The sequence below is a fragment of the Pseudoflavonifractor sp. 60 genome (assembly GCF_009911645.1).
Lineage (GTDB): Bacteria > Bacillota > Clostridia > Oscillospirales > Oscillospiraceae > Lawsonibacter.
The window spans coordinates 33676-60664 of the sequence record NZ_QWKI01000004.1 but is presented as its reverse complement, the minus strand read 5'-3'; the positions used below and the strand labels follow the sequence as shown (position 1 = coordinate 60664).

Sequence of the window (26989 nt, the reverse complement as noted above, 5' to 3'; positions counted from 1 at the left end):
ATCCGACCTCCATCTTGATACAGTCCATTTCGTTTCCCGCGGTCAGACGTTGACGCCGTACCGCCGGCACAAGCCCTCCAAATCGTCCCCCGTGCCGTTGCCCACGGGGTTGAAGCGCCACTCATTTTTATAGCGGTAAATTTCGCCCACCACCATACTGCACACACTGTTGTAGTAGTCCGTCAGCTGGAAGCGCACCAGCTCCCGGCGGGTTGACGAATTTACAATGCGGACGTAGGCGTTGGCCACGTTGCCGAAGTGCCGGCCATGTGTCCGCGCCTCGTTGATGGTGACAATAAAGGCAATTTTTGCCACACCGGGGTTGACCTGACTGAGGCGGACCTGAATCACCGCGTCGTCGCCAGAGACGCTGGCTTCCAGCAGGCGCACCGCCCCGTCCGGGCTGCCCGGCTGATTGTAGAAGACAAACCAGTCGTCCCCCGGCACGGTTCCGTCCGCCTTCAGGAGAAAGGCCTCCACATCCAGGTCATATCCCCGGCCGCCGGGACCCAGGTCCCAGCCCATGCCCACCTCGATCTGCTCCAGGGTGGGGTCCAGCTGGGAGAGGGATATTTTCTGCCCCTTCTGGACCATGGTCCCGGCGGCGGGCGGATGGGGCCGCCTGGGCGGGGGAGCGCTCTGGGCCCGGTTGGGCGGGGGAGTGCTCTGAGCCCGGTTGGGCGGGGGAGTACTCTGGGCCCGGTTGGGCGGGGGAGTGCTCTGAGCCCGGTTGGGTGGGGGAGTACTCTGGGCCCGGTTGGGCGGGGGAGTACTCTGAGCGCGATTGGGTGGGGGAGTACTCTGAGCGCGGTTGGGCGGGGGAGTGCTCCTTCTGGGGGCAGTCTGGCCCGCACACAGTGACTGGAGGCTCTGGGACTGACCAACCCGGTTGATTCCCCCCAGCTCAGAGGTGCGCATAGGCTTTTTGGATGTCATTGGGATATCGACCATAAAATTTTCTCCCCCAACCGCTCTTTTTCCCGTTTCTCACCCCACATTATACAGGATACGCCCCACAAAATCAATGAAAAAAACAAGGGGCATTCCAAGCTGCCTCGGAATGCCCCTTGTTTGACTTATCCAGCCTGTTTTGCCTCCCCCTCGGGGAAGATGATCTTGTTGATGACGAAGAAAATAACCATAGACACGCCGCCGGTGAGGACGGTAGTCAGGATGTTGTACAGGAAATTGGGGACGCCCAGAGAGCCGGCAACCCCGACCCAGATACTGTTGATGGAGTTGACCACCAGAGTTACCCCCACCCAGCCAACAAAGTAGCCCGCGATTTGGGGCGGAATGGCGCCGTGGCTGCGGAAGGTGATGTTCCGCTGTAGGGGGAAGTTAATGCACTGGGCGGTAAAGGTGGCGATGAGGTAGGCGATGAAGTAGGCCAGACCGCCGTCCTTCACGCTGTAGCCCAGGATGTTGAAGGTAAAGTCGGCCCCCAGCAGGCTCATAGGGATGCCGGGCCACATCCACTCCACATTGGCGTACTGGGAGAAGGCGGCGGGCAGAAACTGGATCAGCAGATACTGCCATACCGTGACCAGGTTGCTGAACAGGAAGAACAGGCCGCCCTCCCGGATCCATTTGGCTGCGCCGGGGTGTTTTTGGGCAAAATCGCTCCAAAAATTCATAATTGGAGACCTCCTTACTTGATAGCCTCAGCGGCCTTGTGCTTTTTTCCAGCCCGGAAGAAGCCGCCGATGATCTGCCCCAGACCCTTCAGGAAGCGGCCATTGACAATGGTGAGGATACCCTCCGCCATCTCCATGGTGCAGATGCCGCCGGTCATTTTGGCAATGCCTCGGAAGGGCATATTGTAGTTGAACATCAGGTTCAGGTTGGGGGTACCCCTCTCTATGCTCTTGTTCAGCATATTGGTGAGGCGTTTGCAGACAAACCGGGCCAGGCCGCTCTTTGCGTAGTACATCTGGCAGATGGCGTCGTTCATGGTAAGGGTCCCGCTCCAGCTGCTGTCGGGAATGGGGCGGCCCAGCAGAGCCTCAAAGACCTGGTCAGAGACCTGCCTGATATCCCCGCTGTAGTAGGGGGACAGCTTTTGGGCGTCATAGGGATTTTCCGCGCCGGTGCCCTTCACGGTGATGGAGCCGGACAGCTTGATATCCGCCGCAGAGGAGCCGATTAAAATTTGATACTCGCCGCCCTCCACCTCGAACCGGTTCGTTTTCACGTTGAAATAGCGGAAGGACTTGTCGTCCAGGGAAATGGTGACGGTTTTGCTCTCACCGGCCTTGAGGAAAACCTTCTGGAAGCCTTTCAGCTCCTTGATGGGCCGAAAGATTTGGCCGTTCGCCTTGGAGATATACAGCTGGGCCACCTCAGCGCCGTCCATGGAACCGGTATTTTTCAGTGTAAAGGTCACTTCCTTGTCACTGATGTGCAGACCGTCGTAGGTGAAGGTGGTGTAGCTCAGGCCGTAGCCGAAGGGGAAGAGAACGTGGATATGGGCGGTTTCGAAATGGCGATAGCCCACATAGAGGCCCTCGCGGTACTCGGCATTGCGCTGCTTGGCGGGGAAGTAGGGCGCAGAGGATACATCCTCATAGTTCAGCGGATAGCTCTCCGCCAGCTTGCCGGAGGGGTTGATCTCCCCTAAAATAGCCTGGAGCATGGCCCCCGCCCCCGCCTGGCCGCAGAGGTAGCCGTGGATCACCGCTTTGCATTTGTCCAGCCAGGGCATCTCCACTGCGGAACCGGCGGACAGGACCGCCACCACGTTGGCATTGACGGCGGCCACCGCCTCCAGCAGGTCCACCTGGCTCTTAGGCAGCCTCATGTGGGGCCGGTCCAGGCCCTCGGACTCGCTGATCTCATCCAGCCCGATATAGAGCAGGACCACATCCGCTCTCTTGGCCAGCTCCACCGCCTTGGCCTGCATGGCGGGGTCTCCCTTGCCGCTGCGGGGGTAACCGGCCTCAAAACCCGCCACCTCCAGGGGGTAATTTCCAATCAAGTCCATGGTGTTGTCCACCTTGGTGGGGTTGACCACTGAGGAGCCCGCCCCCTGATACCGGGCCTTCTGGGCAAATTCCCCGATGACCGCCACCTTCGCCCCCTTCTTCAGAGGCAGAATATTTCCCTGGTTTTTCAGCAGGACGATGGACTCCCCGGCGGCTTTCGCGGCCATCCTGTGGTGGGCGTCGATATCAAAAGGCTTGCCCTCCAGCGGGGCGATTGCTTTGGTGACCGAGAGAATCACATCTACCAGCTCATCGACCCGCTGATTGATGACTTCTTCGCTGATTTTCCCGTCCCTGACCGCCTGGACCAGCTCCAGGTCGGAGTCGCCGCCGGTGGTGGGCATCTCCAGGTGTGAGCCCGCCTGGACGCCCTCAATGTGCTCATTGGAGCCGCCCCAGTCGGAGACCACGAAGCCGTCAAAGCCGAACTCGTCCCGCAGAATTTCCTGGAGCAGGTGGTAATTCTCGTTGGCGTAGACGCCGTTGACCCGGTTGTAGGAGGACATCACTGCCTTGGGATGGGACTCCTTCACAGCAATCTCAAAGCCGGTGAGGTAGATCTCCCGCAGAGTCCGCTCGTCCACCACCGAGTCGGAGGCCATCCGCCTCAGCTCCTGGGAGTTGCAGGCGAAATGCTTGGGGCATGCGGCCACGCCGTTTTTCTGAATGCCCCGCACGTAGCCTGCGGCCATCTTGCCCGCCAGATAGGGGTCCTCGGAAAAGTACTCAAAATTCCGTCCGCACAGGGGACTGCGCTTGATGTTCAGGCCGGGGCCCAGCAGTACCCCAACCCCCTGGGAGGCGGCCTCTTCCCCCAGACACAGGCCGATCTCCTCGCCCAGAGCCGGGTCCCAGGAGTTGGCGATGGTGGCGGCGGTGGGGAAACAGGTGGCGGGAAGGGAGGGATTCAAACCCAGCTGGTCTCCCGCTCCCGCCTGCTTGCGGACGCCGTGGGGGCCGTCGGACAGGGTCATATTGCGGACACCCAGCCGCTCCACACTGCGGGTCTGCCAAAAATCCTTGCCGGAGAGGAGAAAGCACTTCTCCTCCAGCGTCATTTTCTTGATGATATCCTCATGCTTCATCAGATTTTGCTCCTTCCTTCACAGGAAGCGCCCGCCGGTCGGCGGGCGCTCTCCCCGGCAGTTGTGGTTTACTGGACTTTGCGCTTGCGGTAGTTCAGCAGAAGCAGAGCCTCGGCAGCTGCCAGGACCACAGCGATGCCGATATCGGCCATCAGGAAGGTCTTGGTCATGTTGTCCATGCCGCCGGTGGGATCGCCGTTGGCGTAGTAGCCGCTGTTGCCGATGGTGTACAGAATATTTTTGCAGGACTGGCGCATAGCCAGCGTGGCGGTGGCGCTCTGGTCGGTGAACTTGTTGGACTCTGCCTGACCGAAGGCCAGCATCAGGTCGTTGCCGGTGCGCACGCAGTGGTCGGAGATCATATAGCCATAGGAGCCGTTGTAATCGCTTTCCACCATGCCCACAAAGCCCCACTCGTCCCGAAGGACGGTGTTCAGCAGGTCGGGGTTGGAGCAGGAGGGCTGGGTTCCGATGAAGTTGAAGGAGGACATGGCGGCGATACAATTGCCGGTGTAGTCCTTCACGCAGCGCTCAAAGGGCTTGAGGTAGATTTCCCGGATGGTCTGCTCAGAGGCGTAGGTGAGCAGGACGGCGCAGCGGTTGGTCTCCTGGTCGTTGAGGGCAAAGTGCTTGATGTAGGGGTAGATGCCCTTGGTGGCCGCGCCGTTGATCTCGGCGGCAGCCAGATAGCCGGCCAGCACGCCGTCCTCAGAGAAGTACTCGAAGTTGCGCCCGGCAAAGGCGGAGCGGTGGGTGTTCATAGCGGGACCATACCAGCCGTAGTTGCTGGCTTCGGCGTATTCCTGCCCCATAGCCACGCCCATGTCATAGATGAGTTCTTTGTTCCAGGTCTGGGCCATCAGGACCTCGGAGGGGTAGGCGGTGCCGTAGGCCCCGGTGATGAAGTTGGACAGGCCGGCGGGGCCGTCGCAGTCGGAGGTGGCGATCTTGCCCACGGAGTCCACCGCCGCAGTCTGCCAGCCGCCGATGTTGATCATGGTGACCATATCCTCAAAGGAGAGCTGGTCCAGCAGCTGTTCCCATTGGGGGTCATTGTAGTCCTTGCCCACCAGGTCGATGAGCTTTAGGCCGTTGTTGGCTCCCAGGGTGGGCATCTGGTCGTTGGGGTCGTCCAGGGCGGTGGGGTCGTAGTAGCCGAACAGATTCTTTTCCACAGCGGCCCGGGTCTCAGCGCTCATGGCAAAAGCGGAGGCGGCGGGAGCGGCAGTGGCCTGGGCGTAGTTGGCGAAGCCATTGGCCCGGGAGAGCTGAACAAAGTCGCCCCGGGAGTAGTCCTGGAACTGATTGACTGCGGGGGTCAGGTCGCTGGGCCGGCCGGAGCTGTAGTCCACGTCGGCGTCCACGGTGAAGGTGGCGGCATCCAGAACGGTGTGGGAGTTGGAGCGGAGGGTCAGGGTGTAGTCCCCGGCCTCCAGAATATAGCCGCCGCCGGAGATCTTCAGGCCGTCGTCATAGGCGGCGAAGTCCTCCTTGGCGATGTCAAAGTGGATGGTCTCGGAGGCGTTGGGCTCCAGAAGCTGGGTCTTGGCGAACTGGACCAGGTTGACGCTGGCCTTCTCAATGCTGCCGTTGGTGTAGGGGGGCTCGAAGTAGACCTCCACCACCTCTTTGCCGGCGGCGGAGCCGGTATTAGTTACCAGCACATCCAGAGAGACGGTATCGCCGCCGTCAGAGAAGTTGGTAATCTCCTGGGTGAAGGTGGTGTAGCTCAGGCCGTGGCCGAAGGGGTACTGAACATAGTCGTTGTAGTTAATCAGACCCTCCTGAGCGGCGGTCTCATAGAACTTGTAGCCTACATAGATGCCTTCCACGTAGTTGACGAAGGAGACCACGCCCTGATAGGCGCCGTCGTTTTCCACCATCTGGCGGCGCAGGTCGTCCACGTTGTTGAAGTCGAAGTTGCCGAAGTTGTTCCATGTGGGGGTTGCGGTCAAATCCTTGACGTAGGTGTCCGCCGTCCGGCCGGAGGGGTTGACCTCGCCGGAGATGATCTTGCCCAGGCCGGCGAAGCCGGTGTTGCCCGCGCCGGGGGCCAGGATGACGGCGCCGATGGAGGGGTACTGGTCCACCCAGCCCAGCTCCATGGCGTTGTTGGCGTTGATGACCACCACCACATTGCTGAACTCAGAGCATACCTTCTCCACCATGTTCTCCTCGGTGACGGACAGCTCCAGGTAGTGCTCCCCCTGCTCAAAGTCGTCATAGCTGCCGTTGTTGGTATAGGTGCCCTTGAAGTAGTCGTAGTTGTCGGGGGCGTAGGAGACTTGGCTTTCAATATTGTAGGTGCCGTGGATCAGGGCGTACATATCCATGGGCAGGTCGGCGTTCTCGCCGCCGGAGCGGGAGATGACGATGACTGCGGTATCGGAGAAGCCCTTGGCCTGGCTCATCACCGCGTCGGTGTAGGCGTCGGCGGTGGGCTCGGGGAGGGTCCAGTCCTGGGAGTGCATATCAATCACCGGGCGGTCGGCGCGGTAGTCGGTATACAGCTTGGTCAGCTCCTCGTTGGTGGTGAAGCCGGCGTCCTTCAGGGACTGGAGGATGCCCACGGCGGTGGAGGCGTCGGAGGAGCCGGAGCCGGTGCCGCCGAAGATGGGATTGGTGGAGCCCCAGCCGAAGACGTTCAGGCTCTTACCCTCGCCGGTGAGAGGCAGGAGGCCGTTGTTCTTCACCAGCACCAGGCCTTCCTCGCCCACCTTCTGGATGGCCTCCTTGCTGGCGGCCACCGTCTCGGCGGACAGGTTCACCTTGGCGGCGTTGAGGGCGCCGGAGACGTTGGTGTACATGGGGCCAAAGCAGATCAGATTGACGCAGACAGCCACAACCGCGACCATGGCGATGACTGCATTCCAGCGGATCAGGCCGCGCAGGCCCTTTTTGGCCTTCCCGGCGGCCACCAAGGCCACAACCATGAGCGCCAGAGCTGCCAGAATGACGTAGACATAGGCGCTGCACATATCCAGATAGGACTGTAGGTCGGCGTAGCTGACGCCCATAGGGGCAAAGATGGGGGATAACAAATTCGCAAGCAAATTCATCATAGATACCTCTCCTTTTCCTGTTGGTCGGGGCTGCCGGCCGCCCCGGTCTTTACGCTGCGAATCATATCACAAAAAAGTATCTCCAACATAGATTCCGCGCAAACTGCTCATTTTCCGGCACAAACTGTTTTTCGCTCTGTGGATGTTGTACAAAAGTAAGCCCTTCTGTTTGGCGGTTCAAACAAAAGGGCTTATCGTTATGACGGAGAGGCGGCAGGGGAGGGCCCCGGCGCTTGGAGGAGGGGGATGACAATATTGATCTCAAACCAGCTGTCCCGGTTGTAAACTCTCATCGTGCCGCCGTATTTTTCAGCAGCGTAGCGGATGGATTTGATACCGTAGCCGTGGTAGGCTCCGTCCCCCTTGGTGGAGACGGGCAGGCCGTCCTGAAACTCCAGGCGCACCTCACAGTAGTTCTCACACTGGATGACCAGAAAATCCTTTTTTGTGTACACCGCCAGGTGGATCAGACGTTTCTTCTTGTCCTGAATACCCAGCTCGCACTCGATGGCGTTGTCCAGGATGTTGCCGAAGATGGAGCACAGGTCCATCACGTCCATGAAATCCAGCCGGGCCCCGTCTGCCACACAGGTCAGCTCAATGCCGTGGCGGGCACAGTACAGGCTCTTGCCAGTGAGAACGGTGTCCAGTACCGAGTTGCCTGTCTTGTTCTGGGACTCGTAGGTGCGGATTTCCTCCTCCATGCCGTCCAGAAAGTCCATGCGCCGCTGAGGGTCCTGCTCCGCCCGGAGGATGGCGATCTGGTGCTTCAAGTCGTGATACTTCCGGTTGACCACATCGATGCTCTCCCGGGACTGCTTGTACTGGATATACTGATTTTGCAGTATGTTCTGGATGGCGTCCAGCTCCCGCTGCATATACAGCTCACACCGCTGAACGTGGTAGGCGTACAGCATGGCGACCCCGGCCAGGTCCATCAGGGTTCGGATGTTATAGATGCCCTCAATGGCGGAGCTGCTGAAGGGGGTGTTGGAGTAGACAAAGGATAGATTGCTCATCAGGAAACAGGTGACACTGATGACCACCGGAGGCCACAGCTCTCTGAACCGAAAGACAAAGGCGGCGGGCGGGTCCTTCCGCCGGCTGGTCAGCCAGAGCATCACTTCAAACACCAGGGCATAGACCACTGCCAGAAAGGCGAGGGACAGCAGCGGAGAGTCCCAGTTCAGGCGGTGCCGGAAGAAGGACCACAGCTGCCACTCCAGGGAGGCGGCAAACTCCGCCGTCAGGAAAGCGCAGGCGGTGAAGTAGCCCACGCTGAGAAGGGAGATGCTGCTGCATAGAAGGATTAGGATAAACATCAGTCCAACCGCCCCCATCATACAGGGCAGCCACAGGCCGATGGGCAGTCCGTCGGTGAGGCTGAGGAACAGACATTGAAGCCCCAGCCCCAGTCCCAGTGTCCCCCACAGCCGGAGCCCGGTAAAGCGCAGAGGGATTTTGGGGAGAAACATCAGACAGGCCAGCCACTCGGCGATGGCAGTGTAGAGCCGGGGGATATCAGAAAAGTAGACCTGACTCATACCTGTATCCCTCCCACATAGTCGGCCAGAGCGTCCAGGAAGGGCCCGCGCCGGCCCCGGCTGATGAGCAGCTTTTCCCCGGAAATTACGGCGCAGCCGTCCTGTACGCCGGTCACATGGGCCAGGTTTACCAGATAGCCCTTGTTGCAGCGGGCGAACCCCTTGCCGGCCAGCGCTTCCTCCATTTGCTGAAGAGTTGAGGAGGAGGCGTATACCCCATCGCGGGTGTGCAGCATCAGCTGATGGCCCAGCCGCTCAATGTAATGAATACTTTCCACCTCCAGCTTGCGTACGCCCCCCTTCACTGCCACCGTAAGGCAGGCGTTTTCCCGCTTTTTGACATAGCGCAGGCACCGGGTGAGGCGCTGGGAGAAAGAGAAGTAGTTCAGTGGCTTGAGGATGTAGTCCAGCGCGTTCACCGAGTAGCCCTGGATGGCGTACTGAGCCAGGTTGGTGACAAAGACAATCACCACCTCCGCGTCCATCTTCCGGATGTGGCCCGCCGCCGTCATCCCATCCATAAAAGGCATATCCACATCCAGCAGAAGCAGGTCAAACTCCGGACGGTATCGCTCCACCAGGTCCTCGCCGTTGTCGTAGTGGGTGATGTGGAAATTCCGTCCGGTCTCCTTGCTGTAGTCGTGGATAAATTGTTCCATCTGCTGAAAACATTGCTGGTCGTCCTCTGCGATCAGGATACGGATCATAGCTCCTCGCCTCCGTTTAATGTCTGTGGCAGTTCTGGAATATGGAGATTGAAAGAGTTTGCGTGTTGCGCTGCCTGTCCGCTGAGGGCCGGCGCAGCTCCATTGCCGCGCCGGCCCTCGTCATTGCTATTTTTGTGATGCCGGTCCAGTGTGCAGTGTTTTGGAATATACAAAAAACCGGAACAGGGGACTGCGCACCGGAGGGTTTAGTTCTTTGCAAGGGTGAAGCGACCTACCAGCTGTTTCAGGCTGGCGGCCTCGGCGGACAGCTCCTCGCTGGCGGCGGCACTCTCTTGGGCGGTGGCGCTGTTGGTCTGGACCACCGCAGAAATTTGATCCACACCCTCGGTGACCTGGGCGATATCCGAGGTCTGCTTCTCCACAGAGTGTACCACAATCTCCATCTTGGAGGTCACCTGTCCCGCGCTGGTGGCAGTCCGATTCAGGGCCTCGGTGACCTTGCCCACAGCCTCCTTACCCTCGGTGACGGCGTGGATGGAGGCTCCAATCAGGTCCTTGGTAGCCTTTGCGGCCTTGTCGGACTTGGAGGCCAAATTGCGCACCTCATCAGCCACCACGGCAAAGCCCTTGCCTGCGGCGCCAGCCCGGGCGGCCTCCACAGCGGCGTTAAGGGCCAGAATATTGGTCTGGAAGGCGATATCCTCAATGGCGGCAATGATTTTAGAAATTTCTGTGGAGGAGCTAGAAATCCTTTCCATAGCTTGATTCAGTTCCTTCATATACTCCATGCTGATCCCCAGATGTGCACCGGCCTCCTCTACAAACTGGCCCGCTTCTCCGGCGGCGGCGGAGGTGCTCTTGGCGCTCTGGGAGATCTCCTGGATGGTGGCTGCCAGCTGTTCCACCGCACTGGCCTGCTCCATGGAGCCCTGGCTCAGGGTCTGAGCGCCCATAGAGACCTGTCCGCTGGCGGAGGACACCTGGCCGGCGGAGGAGTCGATCTGGCGAATGGTTTCACTCAGCGACATTTTCAGGTTGCGCATGGACAACAGAATGTTCTGATAGCCTCCCACATAGGCGTCCCGGTGACTGGAGGTGACGTCAAAGTTCTGGGTTGCCAGCTCATTAAGCAGATAGCCGATGTCGCCGATAATGGTGTTCAGCCCGGCCACCATATCTGCTGTAGACTGGGTGAGCTCGGCGGTCTCATCCCGACCCAGGACTTGGGGGACAGGGGAATCCAGGTCACCCTCCACCAGCAGCTTCATCCGGGCGGCACAGGCCCGCATGGGTACACTGATGTTGCTGGACAGCTTCACCGCCACTACGATGGAGGCCAGAATGGAGGCCACGATTACCGCAACGTTGATAATCATGCCCAGGTATGTATCAGACAGGTAGTCAGTTTTCAGAGCGGTGACCGCCAGGCTCCAGCCGTCGGTGCCGCCCACGGGAGCATAGGCGGCGAAGCGGTGTCCGTCAGAGCTGCGGAAGCTGCCAAAGCCATTCTGCCCCTGGCGCATCTTCTCGTGGATGGCTGCCAGTCCCTTCAAGGACTTATCACTTTGGGCCTCACGCTCAATGTTCTGGGTTGTAATGGTATCCAGCGTGACGTCGGCAATGGTGTCGCCTGATTTATTAATCATATAGGCCTGGCAGTGCTCGCTGACCTTGATAGAGGAGACGATATCATTCAGGAAGGTCTCCGGGGGCACGAAGTAGACGACCCCAGTAATTTGACCGTTGCGAGTCCCGCCAGTGTAGATGGGGGCTGCCACCATAATGGACAGCTCGCCGGTGATTTTGCTAATCAGGGGCTCAGAGACGTATACGTTGCCCTGCATAGCCTGCTTTACATACTCCCGGTCGGAGTAGTCGTTGCCATCGAAAATGCTGCGGCCGTCCGCACCGATGATATTGCCCCGCTGAAAGCCGTGCATGGACACCCGTTCGTTAATGATAGCCCGTTTCTCCTCTGTGGAAGCGGAGAAAGCGGACAGCTGAGGAATACAGCCCGTGTCCATTGCCACGTTCTTGTAGGCAGTCAGCTCCTGTTCGATCCGCTCAGCTGCCAGCACCGCAGTTTCACTCATCATTTGATCCACTGTAGCGATTGTGTTCCTGTAGTTTAGGGCAATGCTGGACGTTCCCACCAGCACCAGGGCAATAAGTACGGTTGCCATCAAACACACTGTAATTTTTTTCCGGATACTGTTCATCTCTCTCCACCTCAACTCATTCTTCCGAGTGCGCCAGCTTGGGCCATCGGGGCTTTCTACAATTATATGTTCTGCCAGCTATATTTGTCAACCTTTTGAATCTGAATTATGAGGATTTTACCGTGGCTTGGAAGAAAATAATTGGATTTTTACAGAAATGAAATCCCGGCACACCGGAAGCTGGTCCGGTGTGCCGGGATTTTACAATGGAATGCCGGGGATTACTTGATGATATTTTCGCAGAAGCTCCTCAGGATCGCGGCCAGCTGAGCGCGGGTAGTTGTGCCGCCGGGGGCCAGGGTATCCTGGCTGTAGCCGTTAATTAGGCCTGCCGCGTTGGCCCACTGGAGGGCGGGGAGGGCGAAGGAGGAGATGCTGCCGGTGTCCGCGAACTGCGCCAGATCACTGCTGGGCTCCACGTCGTAGCCCTTCAGTTTGGCGTAGCTGTAGAGGATGACCGCAGCCTGCTCACGGGTGAGGGAGGCGTCAGCGCCGAAGGTGCCGTCACCCAGACCGGCGACCAGATTGTTCTCCGCGGCCCAGATGACGGGGGCGGCGAACCACTGTCCGGCCTGAACGTCGGTGAAGGGGGAGACGTCGGACACAGCCGGCTTGCCCTCCAGGCTGTACAGAACAGTGACCAGCATAGAGCGGCTCACAGTGCCGTCAGGATTGAAGGTGTTGCCGCTGGTGCCGACCATCAGGTCCCGGTCAAAGACGTACTCCACAGCCTCACGGAACCAGTCGTTCTCGCGCACATCAGTGAAGGAGCCGACGACGGGGACGAAAATCTGCTGGAAGCTGGGGGTCACAGTGACCGCGCCGACGGGCATGATGAAGGTGTACTCGGTGTCGGAGACCTTCACGGTGGAGACGGTTCTGCCATTCGACCTGGTAACGGTCAGTCCAGTGGGGGCATAACCGGCATCCGGGCTTATGGTGACTGTGACCTTGGTGCCGGACTTGGCGCTGCTCACAGAGGGAGAAGCGGAACCATTTACTACATCAGCCACATTGATAGCGAAGCTGCTGGAGGCGGTTCCACTGTTCCGGTCGCTGCTGGAGCTGCTGCTGGAACTGGAGCTGCCGGAGCTGGCGCCAGGACGGCTGCCGCCGCCAAGGCTGGTCAGAGTGTAGTTCTGAGCGGTACGGCGCAGGGTACCGTTATCCTTGTCGCCAATACGGGACTCCGCAGAGATGGTGTGTTTGCCGTTGCCGAAGCTGCGCAGTGTCTGGGTCCGGATGGTCAGTTTGATGCTGCCCTCTTCGCTGGTGTAGTCCACACCGGGAGTGAGCGGTACACCGTCTATAAAGACCCGGTCAATAAAGTTGGCGTAGTTGCCGGCGGGCTGGGTCTCCAGAATCATCCAATCCGGCATCCGGTCCTCTTCGCTCCAGAAGTTATTGCCATAAATGGCGTCCTGGTCTATGTTGGTGTAGTCCATATTCTGGTTGGGGATGGCAATCCTCGGAGTGTAGTCAGTGTTGCCGAAGATCTCCTGGTCGTACCACCAAACCGGCATATTTTCGTTGTCCTCTACCTTGATGGTGTAGGTTTTCGAATCTTCCTTGCTTACACCGTCAATGGTACACCTGGCGGTGACAGTAAACTCGTAATCGTCAGGATCAGCGGTGGGAACACCATATAATTCACCATTAGGCTTCAGTCTGATACCAGCGGGTACATTGCCGCTGATGCTGAAGCTGACAGCACTGGTGTTAGCGCCGGTCTCTGTGATATAGTTGGTCTGGACCAGGCAGGAGTAGGAGACATACTTAACGGCATCCAGGAGTTTTGTGGTGTTGATCTGGAAATCACCAGCAGTACCGGTGAGCAGAATCTCCACGGGATCAACGCCGTCAGCCTCAATCTTCAGTCTGCCGCTGACCAGGCCAGCAATAGGATTGCCATTTTCATCCTTCTTGGGGACCAGACGGATCTTGCCGATGTTGGCCAACTCGCCGTAGATGTCCGTGCCGCCGTCGGGAAGGGCACCCTTATTGACAGAAGTAAAGCCGGCCAAAGTGCTGTTGTTAACAGTCCAGTACTGGTCCAGCTCTACATTCTGGGCCTCGCCAGTGCCATCCGCACCAGTGAGGGTGACTTTCAGACCAGTGAGCGCGGTTTTACCCACATTGGCAAAGAGAATGTCATGGCTGGTGCCATCATGCCTTGCGTCCAGTCTGATGGTGCGCTGGGGAATGTTGTAGGTCTTATTGTAGTTGCTCTCGTCGTTGGTGCCGTTGACAAAGAGGGTGGGCTCTTCCTGAGGAGTCAGGAAGGTAACAAAGTAGTTCCGCAGGTTGGTGTCGTTCTCAGCGGCGGCGGAGTACTGGAGAGCTTCGCCAGACTTGAACGTGACAGGGGTCTCACCGCTTTTTTGAAGAGTTCCGCCAATGTGAGCTCCAATGTCTGTGTGCTCGCCCATATAGGCATCCACATTCTTACCGGTCCAGAAAGTGGGGGTAATCTTTTCGGCAGTAATCGGAGTACCATCCTCATTCAGCAGGAATACGGTCTGATAGCCCCAGTCATAGTAATCGTCGTGGCGGGGGTCCAGTACGTATACCTTGTAGGCAGTAGTGTTTTCCTCGCCTTCCTTCCCGGTGAGCGCGCCGCGCATCTGGAAATAAGTATCCCCCGAGGGTCGGTAATCATTGAGCCTGATGCCGTAGTAATTCAGATAGTTTTGCTCCTCATAGACCACGGTAATCACAACCCCATCGGGATACTGAGAGAAATCAATGGGAGCGCCGTCAGTGCTGAATATAGCGTCCTTGATGTTCTCTTTTCCGGCGGTTTCGGCCAGACTCAACATATCTGCGGCCACATAGACGCCCGCAATGCCGTCTCCGCGGGTAGTGGCAGGGTCGGCGTTAGGATCGGGATTATCGTAATTCAGCTTAGCGTAGTAGGTTCCATCAGATGATTCTTCAGCTGTCAGCCAGTAGATCCAGTAGGGACAGCCAGCCTCATTGGTATCCTCGTAGTACGATGTCATCTGCTTGAAGCTGTCCTCTGTCTTTTTGTAAAGGTCCCCATCAAACCAGGCAGAGACACTGTATTCAAAAATGAAAAGGCGGAAGTAGTGTAGGGTGTCGTTGGCATCCAGTACGGTAATGACAGCCTCATTTGGATACAGGGAAAAATCAACCGGCGCACCATCAGTGCCGAACAGAGCTTCCTTGATGTTGGCATCGGCGGGCAGACGGTCAATCTGGGGCTTGGTTAGTTTGCTGGCAGACACATAAGCGCCCTTGATATTGTCCAAGGTAGTCGACTGAGTGGCCTGGTTGCGGCAATCCATGCGGACATAGTAGGTTCCGTCTTTTTTGTTGCCATAAATCAGTCCAAAGTTGTAAAGGTCCCTGTTCTCACTACTCACAGGGTAGTGATCGTTGTAACTCCAGTAGTAGTCAGTCGCCGCATCGAAACCGGTTTCTGTCTGTTTGTACAGATACTGACTTCTCAAAGTGACAGATACGCCCTGTTGCTCAACTTTCGCGCCCAGGTAATGCAGTCCGTCATCCTTATCTACCACGGTGAAGATAACTCCGTCCGGATACTGGGAGAAATCCACTGCATAACCCGGAGTTCCAAAGATACTGCTGGCGATATCTTCTTTGCTTTCTGCGTCAGCCATGGTTTCCAGCTTACCTACATAGGTGGCCTTCACATAGTCAGTGTAGTTCGGGGAAGCAGTGTCCGAGTTGGAGTAGCTCATCCGAACGTAGTAGGTCCCACTGGCCTCGTAGCCGGATTGCAGGCGATAGGTGCGGTAAGAAACACCATCGGAAGTAGTAGGACTGTAGGTGTTAGTAACGCTGGAGCCAGACTGGCCATACAAACTGCTGGCTAAAGAAACACTGGGTCCACCGGGAACCATATACAGCTCGACCGGCTGAATCAGCGCGGGCTTGCCGTTGTGCTCCACCAACAGAGTAACCTCTACGCCCTCGCTGTAATCGGCCTGATAACCGCCGCTGTTGGCCAAGTCATTCTGGTTCCAAATCTGATTGGTGATATCAACAGCGTTCCCGTTGGCAATGTCGTTGGCTGTAGCGTAGTGGCCCTTATAGACTTTGCCGGTATAGTTGCGGCTGGCATATTCATCAGTCATTTTCAGCCCAAGATTGGCCAGATCACCGCGTCCCCAGTTCTTGGGGTCCACTGTCAGCATGAACTGCACGTAGTCGTAGCCATAGGGCTCGTAAGCGTATTGGTCGTGGATCACAATTTCCTGGCGGGGGTTGGCAATAGAGTAAACCTGAGCCTCCAGATAATTGGAAATGGAGTCGATGTTGATACTCAGGAAAATGAAGCAGCGGATATTGCTGTCATCCAACTGGTCTTTTGTGCCGATAATCAACTCCACATATCCATGCTTTGCATCCGACAGGTCAATCGTACCATCCTCAATTACAATATAGCTGTCACCGCCGTCTTTGGAGTAGGCGGCGACCTCGTTCACTGCTTGAGGTACGTCGGGTTTGCCAGAATTTTGTGCCTTCAACTGAGCCAAAATGTAGGAGACATCCACAGATTTCAGCTCTTCAGGAAGGTATCCGCTGATATACAGCGAGTAGTTCTGGCTCTCCAAAGGGTGGATGGAGAAGGTGGCAGATTCGTCAGGGATGAGATTGATTGTCTCCCCGCTCACGGTGACATAGAGGTCATCCATAACAGGGGGGACCTCAGGCTCACCCTCATTCTGACTCTCTTCCAGATCCACAGTTTGGTCTGTGCTAGTGACAGTCTCACTATCCGGGCTAATGAGTTCATTGGTTTGGTCCACGCTGGTAACAGTCTCACTGTCCGGGCTAATGGGTTCGTCCCCTTCGGCGGCCAACACACCCGCCGGAAGGAACGTTGCCAGCATGGCGGCTGTCAGCACAGCGGCCATCAGGCGTTTGAATTTCCGCATTTCTTGTATCCTCCTTCTATTTTTCTGGGTACTAAGACTTCAATCCTCCTCTCCTCGGGTCCAACCGCTCCAAACTCCGGCGCGGTCTGACCAGGGCCTGTCCCGCCGCTCCTGACAGAGATTTGAATGGTATCCGGTCCATTTAACTTTCTGCCACAACCGGCGGAACCGCCCTGTTCATGCCCCGCCTCTGTCTGGTGGAGGCCCGTCATTCTGCAAGAGCCATCAGCTCCTGCAGGGAATAAATGCGGCATTGCCGCAGATTTCCCGATGGGTAGTCGAACACCAGCATATCGCCGGTGACGTCGCACAGGTTGGGCATACAGGCCAGGACCTGACAGGACTCGTCCAGCAGCAGGCCGTACCGCTCTCCCTGGGCGGAGACATATTCTGTGATGATGAGATCCCCCACCTGGGTCACATAGGTGAGGAAAGCGTCCTCCTCCAGCATACTGACCAGCTCGCCGGTCTCCCGGTCGTAGGCCGCCGGGGTGTCGTGGAGGGGGGAGGTGATGCGCAGACGGTCGGTAATAAATTCCTCATACAGGTCCGCTTCCGGCGGTTCCCCTGTGCGCTCCTCCATCAGGGAACCGTCCCGGGCGGAGTAGCTGCGTACGGTGCCGTCATTATAGAAGACCTCAAGATAGGAGGTTCCATCCTCCTCCCGGCGGTACTGCTGGTCATAGACCTGCGCCGCGTCGGGGAGGACCGTCTGGCTCAGCAGACTGCTATCCGCGCTGTACAGGCAGAAGCCGGAGTAGGAGAAGAGCATCACCGTACTGCCGTCGGCGCTGAGGCGGGCCTCCTGGTGGGAGTAGGCGGGGTCATAGGAGAACAGCGTCGCCTCCTGGTGGTCCTCCCGCTTCAGCAGCCGCACTGAGGAGGTGTCTCTGCTGCCGATGACCGCGTGATCGCCAGACAGCTGGAGGAAGTCACAGGGGTACTCCAGCTCCAGCTCTGCCAGCGTCCGCCCCTTGCCGTCAAAGATGGTGCAAGTGTTTTCCGCCGAAGTGGTGACGGTGCAGCCGCCCTGGGAGCTGAACAGGGTGATATCCCGCTTGGGATAGGCCAGCTCGGTCTGGTCTCCCGTAGCCGGATCCAGCTGAACCATCAGGTTTTCCATGGAGAGGAAGATGCCCCTCTGGTCTGACTGGACATGGAAGGGGGTAGGGGCGGAGAAGCCGCTGGTCTGTACCATCTGTTGGGTGTCCACCACGGCGCAGATGGATTCGGCTCCATCCCAGGTGGAGAAAGCAAAATATTTTCCGCAGAAACCCCCTTCGAAACGGCTGTCGGGAGAGACCTGTAGCAGCTCCAGTTCCTCACCGCTGCTCAAGTCAAAGAGGACCAGGGCGCCGTCAGAGAAGCTCACCGCCAGCTGGGTCCCGCCGCCGTCCAGGGCGAAGAGGTCGTTTCCGGCATCGGCAAACACGTCGTTGGACACTGTAGCCTGCCGTCGGCCCTGGAAGGAGACGGTCTGGAGCAGTGCGCCAGAGGCGGTGTCATAGACGCGGGCCTGGTCCTCGTCCTTATAAAGGGCAGCCAGCCGCTTTCCGTCCCCCGACAGGGCCAGTCCAGTGGCGGCCTCTCCAGTCCATAGGGTAGTCCCGGCGCTGAGGTCATAGGCTGTCACTGCCCCCTCGCCGGCGTAAATCAGCCGGTTTTCGTCCAGGAAGACCAGCTCAGACAGTGCGGAGGGCTCCATAGGCAGCCGGACCAGGGGCTCGCCGCTGTCCAGGTCGATAATATCCGCCTGGAACGCGGTGATCGCCCCCAGCCGAGTCCCGCCGGGGGAGAGGACCAGCCGCAGGGGCTCGGAGGGCAACTCCACCGTCCGGTCGGGGTGGAAGCCGTCGGACAGGTCGTAGACCCCCAGCGCGTTGGTCAGCGCCAGCTGGGCCTGGGCGGCATAGGGGGAGTCCAGCCGCAGCGCCTCCAGGGCCCGCTCTGCCGCCAAGGGCAGGTCGCCCCGGCGGTAGGCCACCTCCGACTCGCCCACTGCAGCCAGTGCCTGTTTTGCGGCGCGCTGCTCCGCCTCGGACTGCTCCGCCTCGATCCTGGCCGCCTGCTGGGCCCGCTCCATCTGGCGCAGACCGGTAAAGGAGCACAGACCGCCCGCCAAAAACAGGCAGGTGAGAACGGCGGCGGTCACTTTAACCCGCCGCTTGTGCCGGATGGTCCGTGGGTCGTTGTCGTGGAGGTGTTCAAAGGCGTCCAGCATCTCCTGTGCGGTCTGGTACCGGTCGTCCGGGTCGGGGGCCATTGCCTTCTGGATGATGGCGGATATGGCGGGGCTGACGCCGGGCACGTTGATGGGCATAACGTCCTTGGCGTTTTCGGCGGGCTTGACGCCGGAGAACAGGTGGTAAAGGGTTGCGCCCAGGCTGTAGATATCGGAGCGCACATCCAGCAGCACCGTCTTTTTGGAGGCGGTCTCACTGGTGCTCCTGCCGGCGGGGGCCGGTCGGGACAGTACCTCGGTGGAGTTCCCGGGGGAGAGCACCTCGGTAGCGTCGATTGGAGTGTCCGCCCCAGGAACCAGGATGTTGGTGGGGCCCACCGTCTCGGTTCGGGGGAGGGCGCTGTCCTCAGGCTCTGTCTGGCCGGCCATGGGAGCGCTGTTTTTCAGAACAGCCTGCTTGGTGGGCATGGAGCTGAACTGGGCGGTGGCCCGGGTGAGGGAGCCGCTGCGGGTGTAGTCCAGCCCGTAGTGCTCCGGGGAGGCATAGCCGCGGCTGTAGCCGACCCGGACGGAGCCGTCCTCGCCCAGGGCCAAAGCGATGTTAAAGTCGATGAGCCGAATATCCCCCTGGGGGGTCAGCATAATATTAGCCGGCTTAATATCGCTGTGGAGAATGCCGTGGGGCGGACGGCTGTGGAGATAGCGCAGGGCGTCCAGCAGCTGGCAGGCCCATTCAATCACCTGCGGCTGGGAGAAGCGCTTGTTATTCTTCAGGGGCTGGTCCAGACTCTCCCCCGGGATAAAGTCCATCACGGTATAGACGATTCCGCCCTCGGCTACAAAGTCGTAGACCTGGGGGATATATGTATGGCTGAGGTTTTTCAGCGCGTCCACCTCACGGCGGAGTACCTCCGGGTCGGTGGTCAGGGTCCGCTTGTCGGCTTTCAGGACCACCTCCTTGTCCAGCCGAATGTGGCGGCCCCGATAGACAATGCCGCCGCCGCCGGAACCAATCTGCTCCAGCAGCTCATAGGTCGCTGCAATAATTTGTGCCATTCTTTCACCGCCGTTTCTTTCCAAATTCCTCCTCCAGCTTGGCGCGCAGCCGCTGGCCGGAGATGCGCAGGACCACCGCCGCAACAGCCATGCCGGCTGCGGACAGAGCCATCAATGCAGCGCCGGCGAGAAAGAGTACGTTGGAGCTTGCAAGTGCGTTGAACATAGGAACCACCGCCAATCCATCGTATTTTATACATTCTGTAGAGCTTGGGACAGCGAGACCAGCCCTCACAGGAAAAGGTCCCGCTGCAAAAAAGCCATAAAACCCCATAATTGTTAGTATTATACTACAGGAACCCAGTAAATGCAATCCTTTGGTGATGAAAATCGGAAAGAGCGGCCGCTGCTATTAGTTTGCAGGGTACAAATCACATCAGCGTGTCAGAAAGGGGATAGTTCCTCAATGCTGTGATGGTGGTGGAGTCGATTTTTTGCACAGGGACAAGCAGATTGTCCATGACCAGAAATTTAAATACATCCGGCAGATGCTGGAGTGAAGTGAGGAAAGCGATGGGCTGTGTGCACGTCGCTTTTGTTTTGTTCAAACTGGCAAACAGAATCTGCCGCCTGCATATAGTTTATCAATTTGAATGAGGAGGTGTTCCGTTGAAGACGCAGGAAATGGTGGTGATATGCCGCTATACCAAGGAAGAAATCTGCATCGCCCAGATCATCCGGGATTCTTTTGAAATATTCCTCAAAAAAGAGCTGCAAAATGTTGAAAAATACCTGCGCGCCACCGTATAACAGATACGATGAATGGCCGCTTATTTCTGGAGGTAGGATATGTATTTAGGGATAAGCAATCCCATGGACTATCATGCGGCATTATACATCAGATTATCAAAGGAGGATGAGAACGAGGGACCATCTGAGAGCGTCAACAACCAGCAGTCCCTGCTCAACGAATTTGTCCAGCAGCACCGGCTTCAAGTCTATGACACATACATTGACGACGGCTGGAGCGGAACGAACTTCGACCGTCCGAATTTCCAGCGCATGATTGCAGACATTGAGGCCAAAAAGGTTAACATGGTCATTACTAAGGATCTGAGCCGTCTGGGCCGCGACTATATCCTGACCGGCCACTACATGGAGCGGTACTTCCCGGAGCACCGGGTGCGCTACATCTCCCTGCTGGATGGCATTGATACCGGGGTGGACTCCACCGCCAACGACATCACCCCCTTCCGTGCCATCATGAACGATATGTACGCCAAGGACATCTCCAAGAAGATTTCCAGTGTCAAGCACGACAAACAGCGCAAGGGGCTGTTCATCGGCGGAAAGCCGGTCTACGGTTACAAAATGAGCCCCACGGAGAAGAACAGAATTGTCATTGACGAGGAAGCGGCCCCAATGGTGCGACGGATTTTCTCTATGGCACTGGATGGTATGAGCTGCCGAAAGATTGCCACTCAACTGAATGAGGAAAAAGTTCCTACACCAGCTGCTTATGCCGGCCTGCCGGTTGCCAATCCAGGGCCCTACACCGGCCTGTGGAGCAGCGAGCGCATTTCCGATATGCTGCAAAATGAGACTTACATCGGAAGTATGGTTCAGGGCCGCACTCGAAAGATCAATTACAAATCCAAGAAGTGCATCAGGCAGGACCGCCGGAACTGGGTAGTGGTAGAGAGAACCCATGAGCCAATTATCGACCGGGAAACCTTCGACAAAGTGCGAGTGTTGGTCAACAGCCGCAGGCATACCCGCAGCCGGACCTACGACTTTCTGCTCAAGGGGCTGATCTTCTGTCACGAGTGCGGCTATCCGCTGGCGGTGCTGAACCGCAAGAACGTGGCGGGGGAGGATAAGCTGTATTTTGTCTGCCGAACTTACCAGCGTTTTACCAAGGCGGGCGTCTGTACCAGCCACACCATCAAAGAGCAAACAGTGACCCAAGCGGTGATTGAAAAGGTACAGGAGGTCTGTTGGCAGTATCTTCAGGCAGACCAACTGCTGCCAGCGGCCAAGCGGGAGGTGGCAAAGGCTTTGGCGGAAGCGAACAACGAAAAAGAGATTGTCTCGCTGAAAGCAAAAATTGACAGTCTGACCGCCCACCTTGACAAAGTGTACATGGATAAACTGAGCGGCGTCCTGGACGAGTCCGACTTCCAGCGCATCTACGCCAAGGTCAAGGCCGACCGTGCCGCCCTGGAGCAGCGGTTCAGCCAGCTGGACCGCCCGGACTACTCCCCGGCAGAACAGGTTGACCTGGCAAAAAAGTTGGTGGAACGATTCCTGGAAACCGCCTGCACCAGCCGGGAGCTGTTGGTCAGCCTGATTGAACGGGTGGAGCTGACCAGCGACAAGCAAATCATCATCAAATTCCGCTTCAAGCAGCTGGAAAACGGCTGACTGGAAGCAAATTTTTGGGGGTCATCGTTTACAATAGCCGGGGTGCTATGTATCCCGCATTGAGAAAAAGGCGCTGGAAAAGCTTCAGACAGGCATGGACGGCTGGACGCCCTGACAAGGGGAAGACGGCTGTGCGGCAAGGGCGGAAAGGAGGGGACTTGCGGAGAGAAAGCCGGTTCACGATGGGGGATTTTCAGCCTGGTTGCGTCCCAGAGAGAAAAAGCGAAAAAAATCACATTTTTCTCTTGACAAATGGCGGGAGATTTTGTATATTATATCTATAGAGAGGGCGTCCGCCCCCTGTACTCAAATACACATTGCTGCTTCTATCTATTTGAACATGATTTTTATCATAGTCGCCATAGATGAAATCCAGCAGACGTAAGAGGCAAAGGTGTCTTTCCTTGGCTGTCTTACTCTGCTGGTTTTTATTTTCTGTTGCATTTCGCTCATTAGCGTACTGCACTAAAAACCTACTAATTATTAAGAGAGAGGGAAAAGCAAATGATAATCGGATTACCCAAGGAGATTAAAAACAATGAGTTTCGAGTGGGACTCACGCCTGGTGCAGTCAGTGCCTATGTGCAGGCTGGGAACACAGTGCTGGTAGAGCAGGGAGCCGGTCTGGGCTCTGGCTTTACGGACCAGGAGTATGTGGAGGCCGGCGCACAGATCGAGGCCTCTGCGGCGGAGGTGTGGGCCAAGGCTGGCATGGTGGTGAAGGTGAAGGAGCCCATCGAGTGTGAGTACAAGTACTTCCGGGAGGGCCTGCTGCTGTACACCTACCTTCACCTGGCCGCTGATGAGCCTCTGACCAGGGCGCTGCTGGACGCCAAAGTGACTGCCGTGGCATACGAGACCATCGTGGGCCGCGAAGGCGGACTGCCCTGTCTGGCTCCCATGAGTGAGATTGCGGGCCGTATGGCGGTGCAAGAGGGCGCCAAATACCTGGAGAAGACCTACGGCGGCCGGGGCGTGCTGCTGGCCGGTGTGCCCGGAGTGGAGAAGGGCAACGTGGTCATTCTGGGAGGCGGCAATGTGGGCACCAATGCCTGCAAGATTGCCGTGGGCATGGGCGCCAATGTTACCGTACTGGACGTGAATCTGCGCCGGCTGGCCTACCTGGACGATATCTTTGACAAGCGGATCACAACCCTTTACTCCAGCCGTGACAACATCCAAAAGGCGGTCGCTCAGGCGGACCTGGTGGTGGGCGCTGTACTCCTGCCCGGACGGGCGGCTCCCAAGCTGCTGCGGAAGGAGGACCTGCCTCTGATGAAGCCTGGCGCAGTGGTTGTGGACGTGGCGGTGGACCAGGGCGGCTGCGTGGAGACCACCCACGCCACCACCCATGACGATCCCGTCTTTATCGTGGACGGCGTGGTCCACTACTGTGTGGCCAATATGCCTGGTGCGGTGGCCCGTACCTCCACGCTGGCTCTGGGCAACGCCACATTGTCCTATGGTCTGGAGCTGGCCGCCAAGGGGGTTGCCGCCTGCAAGGAGGACAAGGGGCTGCTGGCCGGCCTGAATTGCTACGACGGCAAGTGTACCTTCCCCGGTGTGGCAGAGGCGCTGAAACTGGAGTATTCCGATCCTGCGGCGCTGATCTGATCCCGAAACAAAGCTGTAAAAAGCGGGTCCCCGCTTTTTACAGCCCCCAAAAGGGGGCTGTAATATAACGCTCAAACAAAATGGGGCCATTCGGCTCCGGCGCCGCATAGGAGGCAGTGGATGAACGAATATGAACTGGAACAGGGCCCAGGGGGCGCGGAGACCCGAACTTATTATGTGATCGGCGAGTCCCGCACAAACGCGGACAACGCCATAACCACCATCTATGGCTCTTTTTACCTGGCTTTTGAGGTCAGTGAGCTGACGGAGCAGGTTGTGGCATTTAACTGCACCCATACGTTGGACTTGACGGAGAACTTTCTCCGCAAGCTCTTTTTGGGACAGCACTTTCCCTCCATTGACACATGGCTGGAGGAGGTCCTGGAGCGCCGCTATGGCGGTTCCTCCCGGAGAGCGGTGCTGGTATCTTACCGGGATGCCCTGAAGCGTTACCGGACTATGCGGAAAGGGGGATGCCAGCCGGGAAAATAATTCCTTATCAACAATCAGCGAGAGAAAAGGAGAGAATATTGTGTTTGTAATTGAAAACGGCTTTACTTACATTGCGTTCTTGATGTTCCTGTGCGGCGGCCTACTGGCGCTGCAAAAGTACGCCAAGTGGAAGATTTTTGACATTGTGCCTCCTCTGGTGTGGATTTATGTCATCGGAATGCTGTGCTGCACCGCCGGTATGTTCAACTCTGACGGTGTCAGCGCCGCATATGGCGCACTGAAGAACAACCTGCTGTACGCTATGATCTTTGTCATGCTGCTGCGCTGCGACTTCCGCAAAATCGGCAAGCTGGGCGGCCGGCTCATCGCCATCTTCCTGGCCTGTTCGCTCACTCTGGCTGTGGGCTTCGTCCTGTTCTACCCTGTCCTGAAGGGTGCTCTGGGCGGCGGCGAGAAGACCTGGGCTGCCACTGCCGCTCTGTACGCCTCCTGGGTGGGCGGCTCCGGTAACATGGCCGCTATGGAAGCTAACTTCGGCGACCTGATTGACAAAGGCGCCTATGGCTGCGCTCTGGCTCTGGATACCGTTTGCTACTCTGTGTGGATTGCGCTGCTGCTGTTTGCGGTCAAGTTCTCCCCCAAGTGGAACAAGGCCGCCAATGCCGACACCTCCAAGCTGGACGCGCTGGCTGAGGCCGCCAACACTGAGATTGCTAAAGAGCAGAAGAAGGCCACCTCTGCCGACTGGATCTTTATCATTGGCATTGGCCTGATAGCTTCCGTGGTGTGCCAGAAGCTGGGCGTCATGCTCAACAGCGGCATCAATTCCGCCTTTGGCAGCATCATTGGTGAGAACCTGTTTGGCAACGCCACCTGTATCACTGTGGTGGTTACTGTGCTGGGCCTGATCTGTGCCATGACGCCCATGGGCAAGCTGCCCGCCGTGGAGGAGCTGTCCAACGTGCTGCTGTATGCAGTTGTGGCCATGCTGGCAACCCAGGCTCCGCTGAACGAGCTGCTGGACGCCCCCATGTGGGTTGTCTACGGTATGCTGATCCTGGCTGTCCACGTGGTGCTGATGTTCATCCTGTCCAAGGTCTTCCACTGGGATCTGTGCATGGTGTCCACCGCCTCTGTGGCCAACATCGGCGGCTCCGCCTCCGCCCCCATTATTGCCTGCGCCTACAACACCAGCTTCGCCGGCATCGGTATCCTGATGGGCGTGCTGGGCGCCGCAGTAGGCAACTTCTTCGGCATGGGCATGGGCGCAATTCTGAAAATGCTGGCCTGACCAGCGAAAGAGGACCGCGCTGTTCCGACAATTTACTGCTGAAAGTGCCCCGTCCCGCTGGGGGCGGGGTCCTTTTGGCTCAAATTCAAAAGGGAAACCGGGAAAAGGAGATATTTATGGATGTCAATGAGACCTTCCGCAGCCTGAACGTAGGCCTGCCCGAGGACATCCTGCGCCGAAAGATCTATGGTGACTTTGACAGAGCGGTCCGCCTGATTGACGGGCGGCTGGCCCAGGAGGGCGTTCCCCAGGGCCTGCGGGACTGCATGACCGCTCAGCGGGAGATGATGCTGCGCACGCCTCCCGATTACCCCTTCACCCGGGAACAGGCGCTGGCCCGGGTCCGCAGCTATATTCCGGACTTCTCGGAGGAGGAGTTTGACCAGAGGGTTGACGCAGGGAAAATCGGCTGGATCTACCTTCAGGGTCAGCCCCACTACTTTGCCCGCTTTTTCGAGACCATGTGCAAGGCGGAGCCCAGCTTTGCCCGTCGTGCCAACTTTCAGATGCACGGCGTGGAGAGCGTTGCCGGCGTCTCCGGCAAGGAGGACCGGCTGGAGCGGTGTACCCGGCTCATGAGAGAAAGGGGGCAGGTGTCCAACCGCATCCAGATTCGGGCCGCCCTGCGGCTGAAGGACGAACATTTTATCCCGGGGATGTTTCTCCGGGCTCACCTGCCCATTCCCGCCGCCTGTGAGCAGCAGCGGGATATTATCATTGAGAAAATCACCCCCGCCTCCGGAAGGATCGACCCCGAGGACGCCCTCCAGCGCACCGTATGCTGGGAGGGGGAGTGGGAGGAAAATCCGGAGTTTTCCGTCACCTACTCCTATGTCCACACCGCCAGATTTCACGACCTCTCTCAGCCGGGATTGGGGATTCAAACGCCGGCCAGCGAGGAGGAGCTGGCCCAGTGCCTGAAGGAGGAGCCCCCGCATATCGTCTTTACGCCCTATCTCCGGGATCTGGCCAGGGAGTTGACCGCAGGGAAGGAGGACACTCTGGAGAAAGCGCGGAGCATTTTTGACTTTATAACGCTGAATATGAAGTATACCTTTATGCCCGCCTACTTTGGCCTTGAGAATATTGCGGAAAACTGCGCCCGCAGTTTTACTGGCGACTGCGGGGTATTTGCCCTGCTGTTTATAACCCTGTGCCGGTGCGCCGGGATACCCGCCCAGTGGCAGAGCGGCCTGACTGCCGAGCCCGACTTCTGCGGCGGTCACGACTGGGCCCGCTTCTATGTTCTGGAGTACGGCTGGCTCTACGCCGACCCCTCTTACGGTACCGCCGCCGTCCGGGCTGATAAAGAGGAGCGGAGGAAGTTCTACTTCGGCAACCTGGACCCCTACCGCATGGTGGCTAACCGCCGGTTCCAGGCCCCCTTCATTGTGGAGAAGGTCCACTGGCGGGCGGACCCCTATGACAACCAGGTGGGGGAGCTGGAGACAGCGGACCGGGGCCTGCGCTATGAGGAGTTTGACCGCAGCAAGGCGGTGCTGCTCCATGAGGAAGTCTGAAACCCTTCGTTCCGCTGAAAAA

The 26989-nt window shown here is 58.0% G+C and carries 16 protein-coding genes; 6 read left to right on the top strand and 10 right to left on the bottom strand.

Annotated elements, in window-relative coordinates; genetic code table 11:
- Positions 1 to 42: 42 nt before the first annotated feature.
- The 10 genes from D1646_RS01040 to D1646_RS00995 all read right to left on the bottom strand — a co-directional run bounded on the left by D1646_RS01040 (position 43) and on the right by D1646_RS00995 (position 19891).
- A complete protein-coding gene (locus D1646_RS01040; RefSeq protein WP_160634642.1) occupies positions 43 to 951 on the bottom strand; it encodes a TerD family protein in 909 nt (302 codons plus the stop codon).
- A 125-nt stretch (positions 952 to 1076) separates the two neighbouring features.
- Positions 1077 to 1637, bottom strand: a complete 561-nt coding sequence (locus D1646_RS01035) for a hypothetical protein (protein ID WP_160634641.1) — start codon at positions 1635 to 1637, stop codon at positions 1077 to 1079.
- A 14-nt stretch (positions 1638 to 1651) separates the two neighbouring features.
- Positions 1652 to 4069, bottom strand: coding sequence for a glycoside hydrolase family 3 C-terminal domain-containing protein (locus D1646_RS01030; RefSeq protein ID WP_160634640.1), 2418 nt, complete (start codon positions 4067 to 4069; stop codon positions 1652 to 1654).
- Positions 4070 to 4137: 68 nt separating this feature from the next.
- Positions 4138 to 7131 carry a glycoside hydrolase family 3 N-terminal domain-containing protein gene (locus tag D1646_RS01025; RefSeq protein ID WP_160634639.1) on the bottom strand — a complete coding sequence of 998 codons (2994 nt, stop codon included), beginning with the start codon at positions 7129 to 7131 and terminating at the stop codon, positions 4138 to 4140.
- Between the two features lie 197 nt (positions 7132 to 7328).
- A complete protein-coding gene (locus tag D1646_RS01020) occupies positions 7329 to 8675 on the bottom strand; it encodes an ATP-binding protein (RefSeq protein WP_160634638.1) in 1347 nt (448 codons plus the stop codon).
- A complete protein-coding gene (locus D1646_RS01015; RefSeq protein ID WP_160634637.1) occupies positions 8672 to 9382 on the bottom strand; it encodes a LytTR family DNA-binding domain-containing protein in 711 nt (236 codons plus the stop codon). Before D1646_RS01015 ends, D1646_RS01020 begins: the two co-directional genes overlap by 4 nt.
- A gap of 206 nt (positions 9383 to 9588) precedes the next feature.
- The gene (locus D1646_RS01010; RefSeq protein ID WP_160634636.1) at positions 9589 to 11562 is read right to left on the bottom strand and encodes a methyl-accepting chemotaxis protein; all 1974 of its coding nucleotides are present in this window, start codon (positions 11560 to 11562) and stop codon (positions 9589 to 9591) included.
- A gap of 221 nt (positions 11563 to 11783) precedes the next feature.
- Positions 11784 to 16487 (bottom strand): S-layer homology domain-containing protein, encoded by a 4704-nt coding sequence (locus D1646_RS01005; protein ID WP_160634635.1) that lies wholly within the window; start codon positions 16485 to 16487, stop codon positions 11784 to 11786.
- 208 nt (positions 16488 to 16695) lie between these two features.
- Positions 16696 to 19725, bottom strand: coding sequence for a serine/threonine-protein kinase (locus D1646_RS01000; protein WP_160634634.1), 3030 nt, complete (start codon positions 19723 to 19725; stop codon positions 16696 to 16698).
- A gap of 4 nt (positions 19726 to 19729) precedes the next feature.
- Positions 19730 to 19891 (bottom strand): hypothetical protein, encoded by a 162-nt coding sequence (locus D1646_RS00995; protein ID WP_160634633.1) that lies wholly within the window; start codon positions 19889 to 19891, stop codon positions 19730 to 19732.
- 443 nt (positions 19892 to 20334) lie between these two features.
- Between D1646_RS00995 and D1646_RS00990 the strand changes: the two genes are divergently transcribed.
- From D1646_RS00990 to D1646_RS00965, 6 genes are all read left to right on the top strand, one after another.
- Positions 20335 to 20475 (top strand): hypothetical protein, encoded by a 141-nt coding sequence (locus D1646_RS00990; protein WP_160634632.1) that lies wholly within the window; start codon positions 20335 to 20337, stop codon positions 20473 to 20475.
- A 39-nt stretch (positions 20476 to 20514) separates the two neighbouring features.
- Entirely contained in the window at positions 20515 to 22089 is a 1575-nt protein-coding gene (locus D1646_RS00985; protein ID WP_160634631.1) for a recombinase family protein, read from the top strand.
- A gap of 504 nt (positions 22090 to 22593) precedes the next feature.
- Entirely contained in the window at positions 22594 to 23703 is a 1110-nt protein-coding gene (gene ald / locus D1646_RS00980) for an alanine dehydrogenase (RefSeq protein WP_160634630.1), read from the top strand.
- A gap of 120 nt (positions 23704 to 23823) precedes the next feature.
- Complete coding sequence (locus D1646_RS00975) at positions 23824 to 24195, top strand: DUF3870 domain-containing protein (protein WP_160634629.1); 372 nt, start codon at positions 23824 to 23826, stop codon at positions 24193 to 24195.
- A 40-nt stretch (positions 24196 to 24235) separates the two neighbouring features.
- Positions 24236 to 25447, top strand: a complete 1212-nt coding sequence (locus D1646_RS00970) for a DUF819 family protein (RefSeq protein ID WP_347565098.1) — start codon at positions 24236 to 24238, stop codon at positions 25445 to 25447.
- 116 nt (positions 25448 to 25563) lie between these two features.
- Positions 25564 to 26967 carry a transglutaminase-like domain-containing protein gene (locus D1646_RS00965; RefSeq protein ID WP_160634628.1) on the top strand — a complete coding sequence of 468 codons (1404 nt, stop codon included), beginning with the start codon at positions 25564 to 25566 and terminating at the stop codon, positions 26965 to 26967.
- The last annotated feature ends 22 nt before the right edge of the window (positions 26968 to 26989 follow it).